The sequence below is a fragment of the Methanobrevibacter sp. genome, assembly GCF_017940815.1.
GTDB lineage: Archaea > Methanobacteriota > Methanobacteria > Methanobacteriales > Methanobacteriaceae > Methanocatella.
Map to the genome: position 1 here is coordinate 65679 of NZ_JAGAXX010000051.1, position 18376 is coordinate 84054.

General features: G+C 35.4%; 23 protein-coding genes. 8 read left to right on the top strand and 15 right to left on the bottom strand.

Features of this window, described 5'->3' with window-relative positions:
• Window positions 1–57 precede the first annotated feature (57 nt).
• Window positions 58–723, top strand: coding sequence for a histidinol phosphate phosphatase domain-containing protein (locus tag ILA26_RS06580; RefSeq protein WP_292895576.1), 666 nt, complete (start codon window positions 58–60; stop codon window positions 721–723).
• Between the two features lie 33 nt (window positions 724–756).
• Here the strand turns inward: ILA26_RS06580 and ILA26_RS06585 are convergent, their stop codons facing one another.
• The 8 genes from ILA26_RS06585 to metG form a co-directional block, all read right to left on the bottom strand.
• Window positions 757–1449 (bottom strand): hypothetical protein, encoded by a 693-nt coding sequence (locus ILA26_RS06585; RefSeq protein ID WP_292895578.1) that lies wholly within the window; start codon window positions 1447–1449, stop codon window positions 757–759.
• Between the two features lie 4 nt (window positions 1450–1453).
• Window positions 1454–1951 carry a hypothetical protein gene (locus ILA26_RS06590; protein ID WP_292895580.1) on the bottom strand — a complete coding sequence of 166 codons (498 nt, stop codon included), beginning with the start codon at window positions 1949–1951 and terminating at the stop codon, window positions 1454–1456.
• A gap of 123 nt (window positions 1952–2074) precedes the next feature.
• Complete coding sequence (locus tag ILA26_RS06595) at window positions 2075–2740, bottom strand: 2,5-diamino-6-(ribosylamino)-4(3H)-pyrimidinone 5'-phosphate reductase (RefSeq protein ID WP_292895582.1); 666 nt, start codon at window positions 2738–2740, stop codon at window positions 2075–2077.
• An 8-nt stretch (window positions 2741–2748) separates the two neighbouring features.
• Window positions 2749–3762: a glycosyltransferase 4 family protein gene (locus ILA26_RS06600; protein ID WP_292895584.1), complete on the bottom strand. Its 1014-nt coding sequence runs from the start codon at window positions 3760–3762 to the stop codon at window positions 2749–2751.
• A gap of 108 nt (window positions 3763–3870) precedes the next feature.
• Window positions 3871–4743, bottom strand: a complete 873-nt coding sequence (locus tag ILA26_RS06605) for a type II CAAX endopeptidase family protein (RefSeq protein ID WP_292895586.1) — start codon at window positions 4741–4743, stop codon at window positions 3871–3873.
• A 106-nt stretch (window positions 4744–4849) separates the two neighbouring features.
• Window positions 4850–5311, bottom strand: a complete 462-nt coding sequence (locus ILA26_RS06610) for a hypothetical protein (RefSeq protein ID WP_292895588.1) — start codon at window positions 5309–5311, stop codon at window positions 4850–4852.
• A 4-nt stretch (window positions 5312–5315) separates the two neighbouring features.
• On the bottom strand, window positions 5316–6893 hold the full coding sequence (locus ILA26_RS06615) for a DUF530 domain-containing protein (protein ID WP_292895590.1): 1578 nt from the start codon (window positions 6891–6893) through the stop codon (window positions 5316–5318).
• A 10-nt stretch (window positions 6894–6903) separates the two neighbouring features.
• Window positions 6904–8895: a methionine--tRNA ligase gene (gene metG / locus ILA26_RS06620; protein WP_292895591.1), complete on the bottom strand. Its 1992-nt coding sequence runs from the start codon at window positions 8893–8895 to the stop codon at window positions 6904–6906.
• Window positions 8896–9076: 181 nt separating this feature from the next.
• Here metG and priL point away from each other — a divergent pair, with 181 nt between their 5' ends.
• Window positions 9077–10408, top strand: coding sequence for a DNA primase large subunit PriL (priL, locus tag ILA26_RS06625; RefSeq protein WP_292895592.1), 1332 nt, complete (start codon window positions 9077–9079; stop codon window positions 10406–10408).
• On the opposite strand, the gene ILA26_RS06630 is transcribed toward priL, so the two are convergent.
• Genes ILA26_RS06630 through ILA26_RS06640 form a run of 3 tightly spaced genes read right to left on the bottom strand, consistent with a single transcriptional unit; the run spans window position 10398 to window position 11449 of the window.
• Window positions 10398–10913: a hypothetical protein gene (locus tag ILA26_RS06630; RefSeq protein ID WP_292895594.1), complete on the bottom strand. Its 516-nt coding sequence runs from the start codon at window positions 10911–10913 to the stop codon at window positions 10398–10400. The genes priL and ILA26_RS06630 overlap by 11 nt on opposite strands.
• Before the next feature lie 42 nt (window positions 10914–10955).
• The gene (locus tag ILA26_RS06635; protein WP_292895595.1) at window positions 10956–11273 is read right to left on the bottom strand and encodes a hypothetical protein; all 318 of its coding nucleotides are present in this window, start codon (window positions 11271–11273) and stop codon (window positions 10956–10958) included.
• A 47-nt stretch (window positions 11274–11320) separates the two neighbouring features.
• Window positions 11321–11449, bottom strand: coding sequence for a hypothetical protein (locus tag ILA26_RS06640; RefSeq protein WP_292895596.1), 129 nt, complete (start codon window positions 11447–11449; stop codon window positions 11321–11323).
• 102 nt (window positions 11450–11551) lie between these two features.
• On the opposite strand from ILA26_RS06640, the gene priS reads away from it, so the two are divergent.
• Entirely contained in the window at window positions 11552–12529 is a 978-nt protein-coding gene (gene priS, locus ILA26_RS06645; protein WP_292895597.1) for a DNA primase catalytic subunit PriS, read from the top strand.
• Window position 12530: 1 nt separating this feature from the next.
• Complete coding sequence (locus ILA26_RS06650; protein ID WP_292895598.1) at window positions 12531–12788, top strand: hypothetical protein; 258 nt, start codon at window positions 12531–12533, stop codon at window positions 12786–12788.
• Window positions 12789–12790: 2 nt separating this feature from the next.
• On the opposite strand, the gene ILA26_RS06655 is transcribed toward ILA26_RS06650, so the two are convergent.
• On the bottom strand, window positions 12791–13363 hold the full coding sequence (locus ILA26_RS06655; protein WP_292895600.1) for a thymidylate kinase: 573 nt from the start codon (window positions 13361–13363) through the stop codon (window positions 12791–12793).
• Window positions 13364–13379: 16 nt separating this feature from the next.
• Complete coding sequence (gene cofH / locus ILA26_RS06660; protein ID WP_292895602.1) at window positions 13380–14519, bottom strand: 5-amino-6-(D-ribitylamino)uracil--L-tyrosine 4-hydroxyphenyl transferase CofH; 1140 nt, start codon at window positions 14517–14519, stop codon at window positions 13380–13382.
• Window positions 14520–14710: 191 nt separating this feature from the next.
• Here cofH and comD point away from each other — a divergent pair, with 191 nt between their 5' ends.
• Complete coding sequence (gene comD / locus ILA26_RS06665; protein ID WP_366514889.1) at window positions 14711–15208, top strand: sulfopyruvate decarboxylase subunit alpha; 498 nt, start codon at window positions 14711–14713, stop codon at window positions 15206–15208.
• A 4-nt stretch (window positions 15209–15212) separates the two neighbouring features.
• Window positions 15213–15749 (top strand): thiamine pyrophosphate-dependent enzyme, encoded by a 537-nt coding sequence (locus ILA26_RS06670; protein ID WP_292895606.1) that lies wholly within the window; start codon window positions 15213–15215, stop codon window positions 15747–15749.
• Here the strand turns inward: ILA26_RS06670 and ILA26_RS06675 are convergent.
• Window positions 15746–16006: a hypothetical protein gene (locus ILA26_RS06675; protein ID WP_292895608.1), complete on the bottom strand. Its 261-nt coding sequence runs from the start codon at window positions 16004–16006 to the stop codon at window positions 15746–15748. The genes ILA26_RS06670 and ILA26_RS06675 overlap by 4 nt on opposite strands.
• Window positions 16007–16132: 126 nt before the next feature.
• Between ILA26_RS06675 and ILA26_RS06680 the strand changes: the two genes are divergently transcribed.
• On the top strand, window positions 16133–16393 hold the full coding sequence (locus ILA26_RS06680; RefSeq protein ID WP_292895610.1) for a helix-turn-helix domain-containing protein: 261 nt from the start codon (window positions 16133–16135) through the stop codon (window positions 16391–16393).
• An 80-nt stretch (window positions 16394–16473) separates the two neighbouring features.
• Here the strand turns inward: ILA26_RS06680 and ILA26_RS06685 are convergent, their stop codons facing one another.
• Complete coding sequence (locus tag ILA26_RS06685; protein WP_292895612.1) at window positions 16474–16761, bottom strand: UPF0058 family protein; 288 nt, start codon at window positions 16759–16761, stop codon at window positions 16474–16476.
• Between the two features lie 210 nt (window positions 16762–16971).
• On the opposite strand from ILA26_RS06685, the gene ILA26_RS06690 reads away from it, so the two are divergent.
• Window positions 16972–18351, top strand: coding sequence for a 2,3-diphosphoglycerate synthetase (locus ILA26_RS06690; protein ID WP_292895614.1), 1380 nt, complete (start codon window positions 16972–16974; stop codon window positions 18349–18351).
• The last annotated feature ends 25 nt before the right edge of the window (window positions 18352–18376 follow it).

The window sequence follows — 18376 nt, forward strand, 5'->3', positions numbered from 1 at the left end:
AAATATATATTCTATATTCTATATAAATTATTATAATTAATGTTAAGAGGTCATATTTTGAACAAAAGAATCGATTTACATATGCACAGCCTATTCAGTGACGGCGAATTGTTGCCATCAGAACTTGCCAGAAGAGCATTAAAATTGAACCATGAAGCGATTGCAATCACAGACCATGTAGACTGGTCAAATGTTGAAACAATCCCAGCAATTCAGGATGCCATTGACGACATCAACGCAAATTGGGACATCACTGTAGTTTTAGGTGCTGAAGTCACCCACGCCCCATGCGAATCCATCGATGGAATAGCTGCAAGGGCAAAGGAATTGGGTGCAAAAATCGTTGTCGTTCACGGTGAAACATTGAACGAACCTGTTACTCCTGGAACCAACAGAGCCGCAGTCGAATCAGAAAATATTGACATCTTAGGACACCCAGGATTAATCACTGTTGAAGAGGCAGAGCTTGCTAAAGAAAATGATATCTATCTTGAAATTTCCGCACGTAAGGGACACTGCCTTGGTAACGGCCATGTAGCAAACGTTGCACGTGAAGTCGGAAACAAACTTCTTGTAAATACCGATACCCACTCACCCGACAACATAATTACCTTTGAAAAGTCATATGAAATCGCATTGGGTGCGGGACTGTCCCATGATGAGGCCATGAAAGCTATTGTGGACAATCCTCGTGAACTTTTGAAAAGCAAAGGGATATTATAACTTAAAAAAAAATATAACTCAATATGATGATGTTTAATTGTTAGGTGAAAACTCTAACAAATTAATACATTCATCAAAACAGAGATAATTTTTTAGGATATCAATAGCCTTTAAAAAATCCTGATCAGCTGTGACAAATTTTAATTTAAGTTCCAAATTATTTTTACAGAACTCATTGGCATCGAAGAGAATGTTTTTATCTTCCTCATGCAAAAATTCTTCTAGATTTTCTTCTTCAATTTTTTCCAAAAGAAATCGATCTTTTTTATCATGGGAAGATACAAAAATCATCTTATTAAATAAATATTTTCTATTTGAACGGTGCAAACTTTCAAAATTATTGATAAAATCATTAAATTTTAATTTTACCAAAAATACTTCCTGATTTTCGCCAAAATCAAACTGATTCCATATTTTCTCAAAAGATTCATGTAAATTTTCATTGCTTAAATTGCCAATTGCCTCATAATTATCAATAGACCTATGCAATGATTCTCTACCCAATATATTAACATCATTCAATTTCATCATGTCCAACATCAATTTAGAAAAGAATGTTTTAAATTCAAAATTTTTTCTTGCAAATACTCTATTTACTTCTTCTTTTACATTAAACGAATAATAATTATTATCACTATCAAATATTAATGTCTTTGATGCATCATGTAGTGAATCCAATGAAAAAATATATGCAATAATTACATTGCTATCCAAAAATGAGTTCATCATATCACCACAATATATTTGTGACTTCAACGATTAAATCCTCATATTTATCATCATATTCGAAAATTTCTGTATAAAAAAAGTCCTCCTGACTATCCAAATATTTACAGAACTTATCATAATTATCTGAATATCCTTTTTTATTCAGGAGTTTCATATGGATTAAATTGAAGAAATTAACCAATAACTCATAAACAAATGACAAATTATTTAAAAATAAATTAATATCGTTTAAAATATAACATATGATTCTGCGAATGGACATGAAATGATATAGTTCATATTGTAATCCGTCCAAAGGTTTTAGAATTGAAACAATTTCGTTTAATGATTCAGAAATGATTTTCTTTTCATTTAAGAAATTATCATCATTAGAGTACAATTCAATCAATTCTTCTATTGAATCATTTTTATCGGCATGGATACCGTCAAAGAATTCGTGAATTTTTTCATAAATACATTTTAATGCATTCAAATTATTATTTTCAACATTTACATACATAATAATCACAATGGCAACTGATTAATAGTATGATATATTACTCATCATTTAAAAATATTTGCTTATAAATCAAAGCAATTTTACAATTTCAGACAATATTTTATTAAAATAAAAAAATAAGACTTATAACACTTTATAAGTCAAAATCAAGTCCTTTCCAAGAGAATAGGAATCTGTTAACTCCAGTTTAACAGCATCATCCATAAGGTCAAAGCCTTCACCGTCAAAGAAAGTCTTTGCATTGGCCCCTCCGACAACCATCGGCGCAACGCAAATCCTTATCTCATCAATTAAACCTGCCTTAATCATTGAAAAGTTCAAGGTGGCACCACCTTCAAGCATGAGCTTTTCTATTCCTTCCTCGTGAAGATAGCTCATCAACAAACTTAAATCCACCCTTTTATCGCCGGAAAAGAAAATCTTGACACCACGTTTCTTAAATGATTCATACTTATCTGAAGCCATGAACTCCTCCTTGAACGCATTGGCTCCAGCAATTATGGTGTGTGCATCATCATTTGTGATTCTTGCATCAACAGGAGTCCTTAATTTGCTGTCAACAACCACACGTACAGGATTGTCTTCAGGGCTTGCATCAATCTTGTGAACAGTCAGTCTTGGGTCATCAGCCATTACAGTTCCAATACCCACCATTATTGCATCGCATTCCTTCCTGAGCTCATGAACCCTTTCCAAATCCTCCTTTCCAGAGATGTTTGAACTTCCTGTTTGTGTTGCGATTTTACCGTCCAATGTCATAGCTGCATTCAATATTACATATGGCCTCATTTTCTCACCTATATATGATAGAACATTTCCTTAATGTGGAGGAAGTTTGCAAGTGTCTGATTTTCAAGCATTCCAGGCATTGTCAATGCAACAAGAATACCTAAGACTCCAAATATTATACCTATTCCCCAGATAATCTTAACCGCATCCTTTTCGGCAATTGGCCTTCTCAAAACAAGTCTGATTAATGACTTGAATCCTTGGTCCGGACGCACAAGTTTTCCCTCATCATTGATTTGTGTAGGTTTTTGCTGAGAACGATTCATCACTCCTGCGGAGTAGAATTTCAAAGCTGCATCAATGATGTTCGGCATCAATACAATCAATGCAATCAGTTTCACACGTCCTATGAACGCAATACATACAATAGTTGCCCCAATAATCAAAGTACCGGTATCACCTGGGAAAATCTTTGCAGGGTATCTGTTGTAATACAGAAATGCAATCAATGCCCCGAGCATACTCATTGAGACGATAGTTACATCATATTTTCCTAAAATGATACATGCTATTGTAAGGGAAGTCATTGAAATGACCCCTAAACCTGATTCGATACCGTTCAAACCTGCAAGCATGTTTGTCAAGTTTGATCCAATTGACAATGCTATAGGTATTGTAATCAGGTACAGGATTCCAACGTTATCCGGTGCAGCCCAAATCAATGGAAGACCTGCAATAAACAATAATAAAAACTTGTCTCTTGAGGACAATACAAGCAAGTCATCCAGAATTCCAATCATTCCCACAAGGAGAATCACGACAAGAACTATTACCAATGGAAATGCCAATATTTCATGCATATACACTCCAGAAAACATTCCCAAAGTGAATCCGAAAAGTATACCGAATCCACCCATTTCGGCAACGACAGGTTTCCATGACTTATGGATGTCCTTTCCAACAATGTCGGCTTCTTTCATCTTTTTGATTATCTTCGGCATCACTATCCTTGTGGCCAGAAAGGACAGCAATCCGCATATTATAGCTATAACATATAACGGAAGTTGTGGTAAAATCATCATAATAATCCCAATAAACTATTCTTAATTTAAATATGATTTAATTAAGTATTATAATTTATGGAAATTTAAAGAAAAAAAAGAAATAAAAGATTATTCATAATTGAATAATCATGCATTTTCAGGTATTTCGCCGAACCATTCAGTCTTCTTACCTACATAATACATTATTAGACATAGCACTATTTCAAAGACAATTACACCTAAAACTCTGAATAACTCAGGGGATGAGGTAGAGCTATGGAGTCCCAACATGACGAATAATCCAACAGCAAAATTATTAGCAGTGTGAAGGGCTGAACTTACCTCTATACCATTTGTTTTCCATGCGAAAAATCCAAAAATTAGACCAGCAACCACCATTTCAATGAATCCGAAACTGTTGTATCCGTGGGCCGCCGCAAATATTAATGCTTGAATAACAATCGCCAAAACAGGAATCTTAAACCATGATCCCAATGTCTGCAAAAGTATTCCTCTGAACATGAATTCTTCTGCAATAGACTGGAGAGGTACAGAAATCAGAAGCACAACCACGAATAGTATTGAAACCTGGTATACTCCATTTGATTCAAAAATTGCATGTTCTATAAAGGAATAGACTATATACAATATCACTGGAATTATCAATGCCTTAAAATAGAGCTTGAAATTCCATCCTCCACGTGAGGAGCAATAGGAAGAAAATGGCCTATCATCAACAATTCTTGATGCAATATATAACGCTGGAATGAACATTATTATAAGCAAATCACCAAAAAATATGCCTAGAGGGGAGTTTAATACACTAACTCCTTTTCCACCAAGTACTGACTGTACAAAAGCCACACCACCTATTAAATAACAAGCCCCCATTATCACCATTTGTAATATTAACATTATTACAGCGGTTAAAATCAAAACAATTATAGGCTTGTACCATGCATATTTCTCAAAAGTTCTTGGAAACGTAATAAACTCAGTAATCTTATCATTAACCGACATGATATCACCGTAAAGCAATTAATAGTTCCTCTTAAAAAATTTAGAATATAAACTATTACTAATTAGTATTTAAATAGAACTATATAAAATTAATTAAAAAAATAAGTTACTTTTTATTCAAGATATAATAGACACTTCTAATTGGGATATCCAATTCTTCAGAAATCTCTTTTGGCTTCAAACCTTCATCTCTAAGTTGAATAACCTCATCATGATCATGTTTTCTTTTTCTATTGTTAAAATTAGCTTTAGCCTTTCTAAGCAGGTAATAAACCCTGTTAAGTGAAATGTCAAGTTTCAATGAAATTTCCTTGGCGCTCAAACCTTCATCAGATAATTTCAGAACATAATTTTCAAGCCCATTGCTTTTGGACTTTGCACCCCATTCATATTTTCTTTTAACCTCAATATCCAACTGAGCCAGTGCATCTATATAGGTTTTTGAGGTCCTGTTGTAAACGCTTGGGGAACAGGTGATTTCCTCCAAGTTAGGATATTTGTCTATAAGCTCCACAATCATTGCGGAGGACAATGCCTTTGTTATATGAATTGTTGTCACTTCATCCATATAATCACTTTTTGATTAGGTCCAGGAATTTCTTGGACTTGTCGCTTTTCGGATTTTTGATGCTGTCAATATTTTTAATCTCTTTTTTGACTCTTGACTCATTGATGTTGAATGCATTGCTTATTTCAGACAATTCTATATCTGAATTTTGAGAGATTAACGCAGCCCCCAATGCAACATGGTTGAACTTGATGTTGGAGTTTCTGATTTCCTTTTCGAACTTGAATTTCTCATACAACAACAAATCCATCTCATTAACCGGAATCATCTTGATATCTGTGTAATCTGTCAATGTTTGAATGACATTATTATATGTTATCTGGAACACTTTTCTCTGTTCCCTATCCAGTTCAACACGAATGTATGGAAACGGACCTATATCAATCTTACGGGAGTTGTTTGAGTTTGTCATGTAATACTTGAATATATCCCATGTTATCAATGCTGTGGCCACATTTTTCAGGGTGTTCTTATAGATGTTTTCCCTTACCTTCAAGTCCCTTCTAAGGGATCGAGTTACATTTCCGAATTTATCCATATAGCCCAATTTTTTGAAGTTATCTTCAATTTGTGCTTTTCTCCAGGCTTCAATGGCATCCAAATCATATTGGTCTATAAAATCGGGAGTGATATTCTTGTACTCCTCAATGATTTCATCGTATTTGTTGATTCTTTTAAAGTCGCTAAGCTTTCTTTTGAGAATCTCATCCTTAATCTCGTCAATGATTTCTTCAGCATACTTGACATAACCCAATGCCAAGGCTGTTCTTGCATGCTTGTCATCAATGACTGCAGGTTTTGTCCTATGGAATCTTAAAGCCTCTATTCTGACGTTTCGACCGTATTGCCTTCTGACTTCCTCCTCATAATTGTTAACGAATTCAGAGTCTAAAGTAATGTTTTTTCTTATTAGGCGCTTATTCTTGTCTCTGAACCTTATAACAAGAGATATTGTTTTCACTACACCTTTACGTTCCTGTTTTAGTATGCTTAAAACCTGTTTGAGGGATTCACGTCCATATGGTGAAAGTTCACTTCTTAAAACCATGTAGTTTCCGGATAACGGAAGGTGTGGAATTATCTCGATTCTGTGGGTGGCCTCCTTATTGACCTTGAATGTGAAAGCCTCACATCCGCAGCTGCATTTGCCTTCATTTTGCTTATATTCACTCATTGAATATTTCTTGTAGCATGAATTGCATTTGACATAACCGAACTGCTCAAGATTACCAAGAGCTATCCTATGAGAGTCAATTGAGGATTTGACCCTGTCCAGAATGTTTTTCTTGGCATTAGCTTTCATCCTGAAAATCTGATTATGGCGGCTGCTTTCACCCATCTCGTCGATGGCAACTTCAGCGACGGCCTTTGTTCCATATTTGTTAAGGGATGTGAAAGGAGTGGTGTATCCTTGCGCATCCATGTCATCTTTAAAGCCTTGCAATTTGTTTAGTCTGTCATCTAGCTTAAAGTAAAGACTTTTGAAATTTTCAAAATCCTCAATATCATCTAGGACAATTGGATCCTTTGAAATTTCTTTTAGGTAGCTCTCGGCTTTGTTTACTAGGACAGACTCTTGCATTTTAATCTATTTATTGAATTCTTTCGCCAACTTCTGCTTTTACATCAGGAGTGAGTAATGCACCGGATTCACCGGTTGCTAAAATCATACCTTCGGATAATGTTCCGAAGAGTTTTGCAGGCTGTAAGTTTGCAACAACACATACTTTTCTGTCGACTAACTCTTCCGGAGAGTAGAATTTTGCAAGTCCTGCAACAATTTGCCTAGGTTTTTCTTCTCCGATGTCCACTTGTAATTTTAATAATTTGTCAGATTTTTCAATTTTTTCAGCTTCTTTAACTTGTCCGATTTTAATTACTACTTCATCAAATTGATCTATTGTTATTAAGTCACTCATATTATCCTTTTCCTCTTCAGTTTTTAAATTTTCTTTAAGTTTTGCCTTTTGGGCATCGATTTCATCATCTTCAATTTTCTTGAATAATGGTTTAGCCTTATTTATTTCATGGCCTGTTGGCAATGTAACCTTAGCCGCTTGCCAATCATCCAAATCACCAAGGTTCATGATTTCAGCGATTTTATCCGCTTTTGTAGGCAAGAACGGTTTTAATGTGTAAGCCAAAGTTTTTGCTAATTGATTAGATAAGTATAAACAGTTTGCCGCTTTTGTCATGTCTTCTTTTACGGCTTTCCATGGCTCTTGGTCATTGAAATATTTGTTACCTTTTTTGGCTACCTTGAATATTTCAAGCAATGCTTCCCTGAATTCATAATCTGCAATGTATGCACCTGCTTTGTCAGGCAATTCCTCAATAGCTTTTAGGAATTCCTCATCCTCTGCAGACGGATTTGCGTATTCAGGTATTTTGCTGTCAAAGTATTTCTTGGTGAATACGAAAGTCCTGTGGAGGAAGTTTCCGATTACATCAGCCAATTCATCATTGTTCCTTCTTTGGAAGTCATCCCAGGAGAAGTCAGAATCCTTGTTTAAAGGAGCATTTATTGTTAAGTAATATCTCAAGAGATCTGGTTCGTAGTCTTTTACAAAGTCTTCAATCCAAATAACCCAGTTTTTACTGGTGGACATCTTTTCCCCTTCAAGAGATAAAAATTCACCGGCATAAATCATGTCAGGCAATTTGCAGCCGTAAGCCTTTAAGAGTCCAGGCCAGAATATTGAATGGTGGTAGATAATGTCCTTTCCAATGAAATGGACAACATAGTCATTCCAGTACTCTTCCCATTTCTTGCCGGATTTCTTGGACCATTGGGAAGCAGATGAGATGTATCCCAAGAATGCTTCAATCCAAACGTATAATACTTTGCCTTTTGCCTCATCCAACGGCACTGGAATACCCCAATCCATATCACGGGTTAAAATCCAGTCGTTCAATCCTTCTTTCAGCCAGTTAGATGCATAGTTCTTAACGTTTGCAGGCAAGTTGTCGTTATTGTTGATGTATTCCTTAAGAGCGTCTTCAAATTCTGACAGCTTGAATGCATACTGGAATGTGTCCTTGATTACAGGTGTTGTTCCACATGTAATGCAGTGTGGCTCATCAAGTTCTGTCGGATCCAGAGCCTTTCCACATTTTTCACAGTGGTCCCCTCTTGCTTCTGCACCGCAAACCGGACATAATCCTTCAACGTATCTGTCCGGAAGGAACTTGTTACAGTTTGGACAGTATAACTGTTGGATGTCTTCCCTGTAAATGAATCCGTTGTCGTACAATGTCTTAAAGAAGTTTGAAGCGAGTTCATAGTGAGCTTCATCAGTGGTTCTTGTAAAATTATCTAGTGAAATGTTCATTGATTCAACATCACGAACAATCATGTCGTGATATCTTTTTGAAATTTCAATCGGCTTTTTATTTTCTTTATCTGCCTTAACTGCAATTGGAGTACCATGCTCATCAGTAGCGCAAACCATTAAAACGTCATTACCAATCATTCTGTTATATCTTGCATAAATATCAGCGGGCAAGTATGTGGAACGAATATGGCCCAAATGACATGGTCCATTTGCATAAGGAAGTGCACATGAAATGAAAATTTTTGACATTTATCTTATCTCCTCAATTATTTTAAACATAGTATAATTATGTTACTTATATATAATAAATGCTTATTTTTAACAGTGTTATATAAAATATTTCTTTACCAAAAAAAAATTTTAAGCAACCATTAATATTGTTTTAACAAATACATTAGTTATTTAAAATATAAAATAAAAAGTTAAAAACATGGCTGAAGTATCATTTATCAACCCATTATCCGATGAAGGAAGAAGCATAATACGCGGATATGGCGATTTAAATCAAATTTTTGATGTTGACGAATCACTGATAGAAATATGTACCCATACATTTAACCAGAAAATATCAGATGACTCCATAATCCCAAAATCATATGCTGACCTTGCGATGAAACGTATACAATGGGCAATTGAGAAAAAAAACAACAGTAACTTCACCCAATCAGAATTTGAATTCCTGACAAACGAGGAGATATTCCAGAAGGATGTAGTGACATTCCACATTCTATGTCAAGCAATTGCAATTCAATTCAACACAGGTTCTCGTGAAACAAGATTGTTCATTGAATCACAAGGATCACTCATTTTAGAAAGACTGGCTAAAATACCTCCTATGTCAAGAGCTGAAATAATCGACGAAGTGCTTGATGAGGTAAAAGTGGACGGTTCCATAAACTGGAAATCACTTAAGGATGTTGTTGCCAGCAAGAAATTAAAGTTAACCGATTTATTGATAGATGACGGCGATGTAGTCCTGCAACAAGATGACTTCCTATATCGTTTTGGAGACAAGTTCACAGACAGAAGCCCTGACAGAATGTACAACATACTAATCGGGGACAGCGTCAAGGAACAGATCCTATCAAGATTGATAATGCAGAAAACCGAAGAGTATATTCAAAGAATCAAGGAAATGTCAGCAAGAATTGAGATTCACCCTGCAATCATTAAAATTGGTGAGGATTTAAAAGAGTTCATTCCTGAAGAAATCAGCAAATACAACCAATACTATGCAGGAAGTGGAGGAATTTACGGCACTGTCGAAGCTGGAAAGTTAAATCCTGAAGCGTTCCCACCATGCATCAAGGCAACTGTTGAAGGAGTCTCATCAGGTGGACGTAACGATGCAATCGTGCTCCTTTTAACATCATTCGCATCATATGCAAGATTGTATCCTAGAATTTTCGCATCCGATGAAACAGTTAAGGTATCCGATATGGACCCTGACTTGACAATTACGGAAAATGAGATATTGCCGTTGATTTTTGATGCAGCGGACAACTGTACACCACCGTTGTTTGACGACCAACCTCAAGAGAAAATAAACATCATATCAAAACTAGGATTCGGAATGCATGAAAGGGTCGACATCAACCACGAAGGGGAAACCAAATGGTACACTCCAATGAGCTGTGAAAAAATAAAAATCCATTTGCCTAACCTGTGCCATCCTGACAAGTCATGCAAAGGAATCAACAATCCGTTATCATGTTACGGACGTAAAAAGTTCCAACTGGACAAGCAAGCTCCTAAAGACTAGATTGGGAAAACTGGAAGGGATTGTGATTTTCATAAATCGCATCATAATACCTGTTTAAGATTTTAGATTCCCACATATTGTAATTAGCTTGCTCGTTTTTCTCAAATTTATATGCTAAAAGACCAATCTTACGATTATATTCATCAATGCCTTTTAACTCGCAAAATTCAGTTATGATATCAGGAATATACTCGCATGGGTCGTCACTGCTGAATTCCAGAAATTCCTCATATTCATTTTTAGAGAAGAATTCCTCTTCAGTGATTGGGTCCTCATGTGACTTGATAGAGAATAATTCAATATAAATGTTATCTGCCAATGGCAATTGGTTCAATTCAATGCCTAAACCATATACTTTGCCGTTTTCCAAGTTTAAAATGGTATGGCCTGTTTTCATACCCACCATCCAATTGTCAAATGCAGGCTTTACAATTTCTTCAGGTGTTAGATTTGATAAAACTGTCTTTAAATGTTCAACACCAATGACCTCAACTATTTCTTCCATGCTGATATATCTCAAACTAATGTTAATTAAAAGTATTGATAGTTAGATTAATGAAACAACAAATGCCAATGCAAATGCTGTCACTGGGAAAATTATAATCAATTTAAGCAACTGTGACTTTAAGTTAAATCCATAGTTGTCATAACTTTCACAACCCTTGGTTTCAGGGTAGTAATGCTGGTAGAAATTGGATTTCGTAAGCAGGAACCAGTCAATGAAAATCATGTCAAATAGCTTGTATGATTCAAACATGACTAAAAACCTTATGAAAAACTCCCATAATGTAAAATTGTTCCGGATTCCATCCCATGCTCCATACACTATTGAAAATGTAATTAGAGCAGCAGCCAATATAAGCAAGATCCAGCCAATCAGATGAGCCCCTTTAAAACGTTCATCATGCTCAACTATTGCATCCTGAATATCTTTTGGAGCTGATCCGAATAATTCTTATTCTGAATCAATGCGACTCCAGAGTAAAGCATCAGGACAATTCCAAATAGAAATATCAACAATAAACAAATTGTTAAAAACATAATACACACCTAATATTTAATTAAACTAAATGACTTAAAACACTTTTGCACATAATCGCACTTACCTAAATAATAAATACTTTAAAAAAGTAACTTATAATCATGTTTTCTAAAGCTACCATTAAAGAGCGTAGACAATACTATCGTGAAGAATGGGACCCAAAAGACCTGCCAGACTTTATCGCAACCGATATCAAAAAGAGAGAATTCGGTTTTGACCATAACGGACGTGGCCCTAATGACAGGTATAAGGTATTCAGAGGACCTGAATCTTTACGTAAATTCTTAAGATACAAGGCTCCTTTTGCGGCATACATCTCAGTGGCCTTTTACAACAATCCAAAAAGAAGGGAAGACTGGCAAAAGGCAGAATACATTTTCGATGTTGATGCAAAGGACATTCCAATCAGGTCTTGCCAATGCAATGGAGTGTGTGAAACTTGTCTAGGTGAAGCTTTAGAAATAGTTAACAGTTTAATTGATACATTGCAAGGCGATTTAGGATTAAAAAACATTCATTTAATCTATTCAGGAAGAGGATATCACATTAGAATCCTTGATGAGGACATGATGCTAGCCGGAAGCGAGCTAAGGTCAGAAGTATTGAAGTATGCTGCAGGTGCAGAAGTTCCAAAGTCCCAGTTCATGAACTCAGAGGTTTCCAACCAGAGCTTCAACTTTGAGCATTTCACAATTCCAATTGGTTATCAAAAGATATTTACAGACAAGGTCAAATTCAACATCATGCACTTGGTGGGCAATGAAAAGATTGATGGAATCAATCCAAAATTAATGAAGGACATCATGGCTTCAAGACACCACTTAGAGCAAGACAATTGGGGTTACTTCAAACGTGACATTGGTCCTAGACGTTACAAGAATCTTGTTGAGGCAATGGCAAGAGTCAATCTTGCAACAATTGACGCTAAAGTTTCTATTGACCTTAAAAGGATTTTAAGATTACCTTCATCACTTCACTCAAAGGTAAGCATGAAATGTATGGAAGTTAAAAATCGTGAAACCTTCGATCCTTTTGATAAGGCCGTTCCAAAATTCGTTTATGAAAGAAAAGGTGTTTAATATGGAAAATGTTTTAAAAGAGATACTGAGAAAAAACCCTTATTTTGAAGAAGTTAATGAAAATAGATTTGTTCCAGAATATTTGGGACTAATTGTAAATGGCGTTGTGGTATATCACGTTAATTGGATTGATATTGTAGAAAAAGAGATTATTTTCATGCATAAGGATATTCAAACCCATCCTATCGTTTCATTAGTATTGGAAAACCTTAACTCATTGATGATTATAACATCAGACGGCATAAAAGAAGTATTATGAGTTTAGTCTGTTTCCAAACACTTAACCTTTATTTTTTGAGAGATTTCATCAGGAGAACCATCAGCAGGAACCACATTCCAGTTATAGGTAAATTTTTGTGATCTTAAACGGTTCTCCCTTAAAGAGTCAATATTTTCAAACATTTCTGTTTCTTCATTACGGGAGCCTATTCTTCTCAATGATTCCTCAGGAGTAATGTCCAAAAAGAACATACAATCGGATGTTGGAAGAACAAATGCCACAATCTTGTATACAATTGTATTGACAACATTTGGAAGATACATCACCGCCAGAATATATCTTGAAAAGATTAAAACATCAACATCCTTATTGTAATAATACATATGAACTGACCTAATTGCATCCAGCCCAAAATTAAGAGTTGCCCTTATATGATTTAGTTTACCCTCTTTTAAAAGAGCCTGTTTTGATTTTCTACCGAATTTATTGTCATTGCAGGGATGGGACCTCACAACAACATCTCTTCCTTGCCGCCTATACATTTCTGCAAGAAGATTTACCTGTGTGTCCTTTCCTGACCCATCCAATCCATCTATGACAATAAATTTCTTCATAAAATATCACTTAATCTTACTTTGAAGGCATGCTTGCTGATTCAATTGGGTAGAATTCAGTGTATTTGGAATTTCTCTCTATTGGATTCCTACCTAGGTTTCTTACGATATTGCCTAAGGTTCCAATAGATGCATCAACTCCATCAGGTGCACCTGAAGCAGCAGACAATTCATCTCCACCTAAGGTTCCACCCAAATCGTTTGCACCAGCTGTAAGTGAAACTTGTGCGAATCTGAATCCCATCTTTACCCAGGAAACTTGGATATTAGGAATCAAGTCCCTAAGCATTAATCTTGAAACAGCATATAATTTCAAGTCCTCAGTTCCAGTAGCTCCCAAATTGGATTGTCCTTCTAAAAATATCGGTGAAAACTCATGCATGAATGTCATTGGAATGAATTCTGTGAATCCATGAGTATCTTCCTGAAGCTTGCGTATAATGTCGATGTGTTCAACTCTTTCCTCTAAAGTTTCAACATGTCCGTACATTATAGTTGCGGAACCAGGGATTCCGACTTCGTGAGCTGTCTTAACGATATCAATCCATTCTGAAACACTTACCTTTTCAGGACAAATCAAGTCTCTGGAACGGTCTGTTAAGATTTCGGCAGCAGTTCCAGGTAATGTGTCAAGACCTGCATCTTTAAGTCTTTCACAACCTTCTGCAATGTCAATTCCAGATACCCTACATGCATCGTTAATCATTGTCGGTGAAAAACCGTGAATCATGACATCAGGATATTCATCCTTCAATAAAGTCATCAAATGTTCATAATATTCAATGTCTGCATCTGGAAGTACTCCACCCATTACACAAAATTCATGAGCTCCCTTTTCAACGGCCCCTTGCGCTTTAGCTAAAATTTGCTCATCATTTAGAATATATGCTTCAGGGTCATCGGCGTCTTTTCCAAATGCACAAAAACCACATCTAACTGTACATATATTAGTAAAGTTAATATTACAGTTGTTAATGAATGTAACGTCATTTCCGACGATTTCTTGTCTTAAATAGTCTGCAGTTGCTAGTAAAGGATATAAATCAGACCCTTTTATATTCATTAAGTGATTTCCTTCCTCAACAGAGATTGGCTCATCCAATGCCTTGGTCAAAATCCTTTCTGTTTCAGAGGAAATTGGTAGTTTATCAAACATGATTATATATTATTATTAAATCAAATAAAAAGGTTACTATTAAGTAATCCCAATGTATGAAAATGTACAATAAGATAAATAGAAATATATCAATAATATTCAAAATCTTTAAAATTGAGTGGATAAAAATAATTTAAATATATTTTTATAGTATTCTTTATATATTTTAATTAAACAATTAATGCAACGTGATAGATATGGACAGTAGTGAAGCTATTTATTATGGTTTTAAGGATACTGAAATAGACTTTATAGTCAGCGCTCCTTGTGACAACTTCTCAAAATTGATTGAAATGATTGATGAGGACGATGAAATCATCCATGTGCCAGTTACCCATGAAGAGGAAGGAATTGGCATATGTGCAGGAGCATATCTAGGCGGCAAGAAACCGGCAATCCTAATGGGAAATTCAGGATTTGGAAACTCCATTAACGCATTGAAGTCCCTTATGGAACTTTATGAGATTCCTCTGATAATTGTAATAAGCCACAGAGACAGCGAAGAGCATACAATTCATGATGAATCCCTAATGGAAGAGTCAACACCAAGAATATTGGAAGCAATGGGATTTAAGTTTTTCAAGCCTGGAAATGGAGAGGCAGCATATACAGACATCAGATTATCAAGGGACTTATGTGAAGAAGAGGGAAAACCCGTAAGCATAATCCTGGATGAACATTATTGGTGATACCATGGCAAGATACGAAGCGATTAAGGAAATAATGGACAATATCGAAGATGAACTCGTGGTTTGCAATATCGGCTACACCTCAAGGGAACTGTATGAAATCAATGACCGGTCTAAAAACTTCTACATGCTCGGGTCAATGGGACTTGCCTCATCAATAGGACTCGGTCTTGCAATAGCCAAGCCACATGAAAAGGTTGTTGTAATAGACGGGGACGGATCCCTTTTGATGAATATGAGCTCACTTGTAACAATCTTTGCAAACAACCCTTCAAACCTGACTTGGATTCTAATCAATAACGGCGCATACGGTTCTGATGATAAGCAAAACACCTATTCAAAATCAGTCGATTTTGTCAATATCGCAAAAAGCATAGGCTTTAAAAACATCCATTACTATGATGAAATTGACTTAAAAGAAATTATCAACAGTGATGATGCAAGCTTTATAGTTTACAATACCGATGCGGGCAATTCAGATGTGGCGCAAATAGACCTGGACCCTATCACCATCAAGGAAAGATTCATTAAATCAATTTAATTAATGAATCTTCTCACTACAAATCCTATTCCCCTGCACACAGCATAATAGAACAATCCAATTAAAAACACCACCACAACAGCAGATAAAAACAACAGAAAGCTTATTCTCAACATTGGAGGGAATGTGAAAATCATATTGCCTAAAAAGAATAAAGTGAAAATTGCAACACCCAACAATTTGGCCTTGGATAGCCTGCCATCAACATAGAGTATATCCTCAATCAAATCATTAAATGTGAATTCCGCATAAGACATGATAATAAATATATTTTTGGCAACTAATAAATGTTTATTAAAGGGTAATAAGTTATTAAAAAACAGATATAAACAAATACAATTCATATATAAAGATTTAATCTTTTAACATAAACAAATAATACCATGGACGAAAGAGAATTCTATGGAATTTTAGGATATATTAAAATCTCTCCTTACAGAACAAACACCTTAAAAACAATAGGTAATGAACTTAAGATACCTTCAGAAATAGCTAAGGAACTAGATGTGAGGACCAGCCAAGTGTCAGCAGCACTTCATGACCTAAAAGAAAAAAAATTGGTGGTTTGCGTCAATGAAGATGCAAGAAAAGGAAGACTATACAAATGCACACAATTAGGGCTGGAAATAATGGAAAAATTATAAAAAAAAACACTAATTTTAAAAATAAAATTCACTAATGTATTTTAAAAAAAACTAAAAAAAAAGTAGAGCATGATAAAGAGTTATGATGAACTCATCTCATTTTCAGATCTAGTAACTAAATCAGAGAGTGAATTGCGAACATTCTCAGGAATAGAATTATCATCTTTATCAGCGATTAATTGAGCAATGATTTTACATAAAACAAAAATGGCATGTTTATGCTCAGCTTTAGTCTTATGAATATGATGGGGACTAATTTTCAGGGAGATATATTCGCTGCAATCATTTGTTATTTGATCATCTTCTGCTAAATATTTTAACACATATACTAAAAATTGATGTAATTGTATCATTTCGTCTTTATACATAGATATCTAACCCATATTAACTAATTTCAGTTAGTTAAAAATTAACTCCTTAATTCTATACATTAATATTAACAACTAATAATATTTAAACCTTGCATTTAAAAATACCTTACATTATTTACGAGTTCATGTAAATCTTTATAAAACCTAAACTGAGGTTTAAAAAAAATATCATCTAACTTATTATATATAAAAACAATATAAAGTATTATGAAATCATTAACTAAAATGCTCTGTTTAGTTGACGGTGAACACTACCTACCAGTCACACAAGAAGCAATAGATACCCTGAACAACCTCGAACACATTGATATTGCAGGTGCCGTTTTTATTGGAGGAACTGAAAAGCTTAGAGATGATTCTGAAGAGTCATATTCACAAAAGCTTGGAATTCCAGTTCAATTTGCAAAGGACAAGGACATACCTTACGATATCATTGTTGAAATGATTAGAAAATATGATATTGAAACAGTATTCGACTTAAGTGACGAGCCAATTCTAGACTATCCGAAAAGATTCAAGATTGCATGCAAGGTGTTGAATGAGGGAATCACATATGAGGGACCTGATTTCAAATTCGAACCAACATCACAGTATGACGTTATGGAAAAGCCTTCAATAACAATCCTTGGAACCGGAAAACGTATCGGAAAAACAGCCGTATCCGGCTTCGTGGCAAGGCTGATAGATAAAAACGGCTACGAACCATGCGTAATCGCAATGGGAAGAGGAGGACCGGAGAAACCTGAAATTGTTCATGGTGAAGATCTTGAAATCAATGCGGAATTTTTGCTTGCACAATCTGAAAAGGGAGTGCATGCAGCAAGTGACCACTGGGAAGATGCATTGATGAGTAGAATCCTGACAATCGGATGCAGACGTTGCGGAGGCGGAATGGCGGGTGAAGTATTCCTCACAAATATGAAAAAAGGAGCAAAACTAGCTAATGAGGTCGACTCCAAGTTTGCTATTTTTGAAGGCAGTGGTGCTGCAATACCTCCAATCAAGACAAATAAAAAGATTGCATTGATCGGAGCAAACCAACCAATTGCAAACCTGACAACCTACTTTGGACCTTACCGGGTGGGACTTGGAGATTTGGTTATTCTAACAATGTGCGAAGAGCCAATGTGTTCAGATGATAAAATTAAAGAAATTGAAGAGTTTGTAGGCGAGGTCAATCCAGATGCAACAGTAATCTCAACTGTGTTCAGGCCTAAGCCATTGGACAACATTGAAGGCAAAAATGTACTCTTTGCAACAACCGCCCCTGAAGCAGTTAAAGACAAATTAGTCGAATACCTTGAAAACAATTACCACTGCAATGTTGTCGGAACCACCGCACACCTATCCAACAGACCCTTGCTTCGTGAAGACATGGCAAAATATATGGATAAGGCAGATGTTATGCTAACTGAGCTTAAAGCGGCCGCTGTTGATGTTGCAACAAAAGATGCAATAGCTCATGGATTAGATGTAGTCTACTGCGACAATATTCCAGTACCTATAAATGATTCATACCCTGATTTGAATGAATCTGTAATAAAATTAGTTGACTCAGCAATTGATGATTTTAACAAATCATCATAATATTCTTTTTTTAAAATAAGATAAA

Excerpts from the sequence above, each read along its gene's own strand:
- ILA26_RS06585 (WP_292895578.1), bottom strand. The coding sequence starts at position 1,449 with ATGAACTCATTTTTGGATAGCAATGTAATTATTGCATATATTTTTTCA.
- ILA26_RS06590 (WP_292895580.1), bottom strand. The coding sequence starts at position 1,951 with ATGTATGTAAATGTTGAAAATAATAATTTGAATGCATTAAAATGTATT.
- ILA26_RS06595 (WP_292895582.1), bottom strand. The coding sequence starts at position 2,740 with ATGAGGCCATATGTAATATTGAATGCAGCTATGACATTGGACGGTAAA.
- ILA26_RS06600 (WP_292895584.1), bottom strand. The coding sequence starts at position 3,762 with ATGATGATTTTACCACAACTTCCGTTATATGTTATAGCTATAATATGC.
- ILA26_RS06605 (WP_292895586.1), bottom strand. The coding sequence starts at position 4,743 with ATGTCGGTTAATGATAAGATTACTGAGTTTATTACGTTTCCAAGAACT.
- ILA26_RS06610 (WP_292895588.1), bottom strand. The coding sequence starts at position 5,311 with ATGGATGAAGTGACAACAATTCATATAACAAAGGCATTGTCCTCCGCA.
- ILA26_RS06615 (WP_292895590.1), bottom strand. The coding sequence starts at position 6,893 with ATGCAAGAGTCTGTCCTAGTAAACAAAGCCGAGAGCTACCTAAAAGAA.
- metG (WP_292895591.1), bottom strand. The coding sequence starts at position 8,895 with ATGTCAAAAATTTTCATTTCATGTGCACTTCCTTATGCAAATGGACCA.
- priL (WP_292895592.1), top strand. The coding sequence starts at position 9,077 with ATGGCTGAAGTATCATTTATCAACCCATTATCCGATGAAGGAAGAAGC.
- ILA26_RS06630 (WP_292895594.1), bottom strand. The coding sequence starts at position 10,913 with ATGGAAGAAATAGTTGAGGTCATTGGTGTTGAACATTTAAAGACAGTT.
- ILA26_RS06640 (WP_292895596.1), bottom strand. The coding sequence starts at position 11,449 with ATGTTTTTAACAATTTGTTTATTGTTGATATTTCTATTTGGAATTGTC.
- priS (WP_292895597.1), top strand. The coding sequence starts at position 11,552 with ATGTTTTCTAAAGCTACCATTAAAGAGCGTAGACAATACTATCGTGAA.
- ILA26_RS06650 (WP_292895598.1), top strand. The coding sequence starts at position 12,531 with ATGGAAAATGTTTTAAAAGAGATACTGAGAAAAAACCCTTATTTTGAA.
- ILA26_RS06655 (WP_292895600.1), bottom strand. The coding sequence starts at position 13,363 with ATGAAGAAATTTATTGTCATAGATGGATTGGATGGGTCAGGAAAGGAC.
- cofH (WP_292895602.1), bottom strand. The coding sequence starts at position 14,519 with ATGTTTGATAAACTACCAATTTCCTCTGAAACAGAAAGGATTTTGACC.
- ILA26_RS06670 (WP_292895606.1), top strand. The coding sequence starts at position 15,213 with ATGGCAAGATACGAAGCGATTAAGGAAATAATGGACAATATCGAAGAT.
- ILA26_RS06675 (WP_292895608.1), bottom strand. The coding sequence starts at position 16,006 with ATGTCTTATGCGGAATTCACATTTAATGATTTGATTGAGGATATACTC.
- ILA26_RS06680 (WP_292895610.1), top strand. The coding sequence starts at position 16,133 with ATGGACGAAAGAGAATTCTATGGAATTTTAGGATATATTAAAATCTCT.
- ILA26_RS06685 (WP_292895612.1), bottom strand. The coding sequence starts at position 16,761 with ATGTATAAAGACGAAATGATACAATTACATCAATTTTTAGTATATGTG.
- ILA26_RS06690 (WP_292895614.1), top strand. The coding sequence starts at position 16,972 with ATGAAATCATTAACTAAAATGCTCTGTTTAGTTGACGGTGAACACTAC.